2 pseudogenes are annotated in these 1,711 nt (G+C 49.6%); both read left to right on the top strand.

Annotated features, from left to right (window positions below):
* Window positions 1–915 (top strand): annotated as a pseudogene (locus E4Q23_RS21175) (hypothetical protein); the annotation flags it as partial.
* 86 nt (window positions 916–1,001) lie between these two features.
* Window positions 1,002–1,286: pseudogene (locus E4Q23_RS21170) on the top strand (OmpA family protein); the annotation flags it as partial.
* Between the last annotated feature and the right edge of the window lie 425 nt (window positions 1,287–1,711).

The following is a 1,711-nucleotide window of genomic DNA, read 5'->3' as shown; positions in this document are numbered from 1 at the left end:
ATCCTAGTACCAAAGATGGCGGGGCAGAAGAGTCTGCGATCAGATTTGGGAGCGCGCATCACAGTCGCAGCCAATCTTGCGGGGGTCGTAAGCGCAATTCACGATAAGGGCCATCGAATAGTCGATCTGAAACCCGTCAATCTCCGCTTGTATCGTCAGGAACTTTATGTTGCGGTACTCGATTGCGATGGGTTCCATGTAAATATGCCTGGTCGAGCTTTTTCGGCACCACAAACGACCCCTGAATACACTGCTCCTGAATTCCAGAATAAGCACATTGCCGAACCTGAGCATCAGGATCGGTTCGCGCTAGCGGTTATTATTTTTAGGCTGCTCAACTTCGGGATCCATCCTTACGATGGCATAGCCAAAAAGAATAATGCGCCTACTGATCGACAGGGCAGATTGGCTAGAGGTATGTACCCTTATGGTATAAAGCCTCATGGTTTTATTGATCCGCTGCATGTTAGCGCACATTCCTGCTTTCCAAATGAGTTAAGGCTTTACTTTGATCGTGCGTTCGGCTCTTTGCCCACGATCCGGCCAACATCGCGCGAATGGGCGAATATTCTTCGGAAATATGCATCGAGAAGTAGTGCATTGCTTGCGAAATGCAAGAGTGGGCACTGGTGGTTTATTGGGCAGCCATGTGGAGATTGTTATCGGGAACTGGTGATTAATCGCTTCCGATCCCCTGGCTCAAGACAGTTCCGAGCTCAACCATCACCCCACGTTCAACCATCACCCCACGTTCAACCATCGCCCCAAGTTCAACAACAGCCTAGTATTGCGGTGACGGGTTGGAAGCCCCCAAAAACCGCACGCAATGCTTGGTATTTATTACCTGGATTTCGCACTCATGTTAACAGCCTTTTTGATCATTGGGGGTCTATTGCTCTTGGTTTTTGCCTTTAGTAATTACAAAAGTTTATTTAATGATCCAAGCAACTTTGGACGGGTAACCTTGAGCCCTAAGGCTAAAAAATGGGCTCGACGAAGTTGTTGCTAGGGCCAAAACCGTCAAATTGGAGGTAATCATTGTTATTGGACACGCTGATCGCATAGAACAAGCTGGCGACCAAGACATTTCCTTGGGGCGCGCCGGCGCTGCGAAGGAATATCTTGTCAGCCAGGGTGTCCCATTTGATCGTATCTACGTCGAAGGGAAAGGCAATAGGGAGCCGCTCACCAAGCCCGGTCAGTGCACGGGGTCAATGAGTGAGCAAGTCATAGAATGCCTAGAGCCAGACCGCCGCATTGACATTGAAGTCATCGGGACAAAGTGAGTAGATCTGGCATTCACAAGCGACAGCAAGCCCGAGTCGTCGAAGACCAGAGCGATGACCTTGCTTGATGCGATGCTTGGCAGAGCAGCAGAAATAACGAAAGCAACAAGCCATGCGAGATACGCGCGCAGTCTCCAGCGCTTGCGGAGGACAGGAAATCTTGATTTGTTTACCGTTCAACTCTCGTGACAATTGTTGTTTTATTAATGGGAGGATTTGGTTCTTGGTGCTCGTGCGCGAAAGGTGAAGATATTACCGCACTAAGAGCCTGTCATTTTTCGGCGTGCTCATTCGCGGAGCGACTCGTGCATTGACCGGCTTCTTTACCTGCGCCGACCGTGTCTACCTTACAGGCAACGGCATAGTGCAAAGATACTTGAGAACTTTTTTTCTACTAGAGCTCCGACATGGCACTCCTTTCCGGT

Origin of the sequence: Candidatus Accumulibacter phosphatis (genome assembly GCF_012939955.1) — a bacterium.
GTDB classification, from domain to species: Bacteria; Pseudomonadota; Gammaproteobacteria; order Burkholderiales; family Rhodocyclaceae; genus Accumulibacter; species Accumulibacter delftensis.
This window is presented reverse-complemented; position numbering and strand designations above follow the sequence as displayed.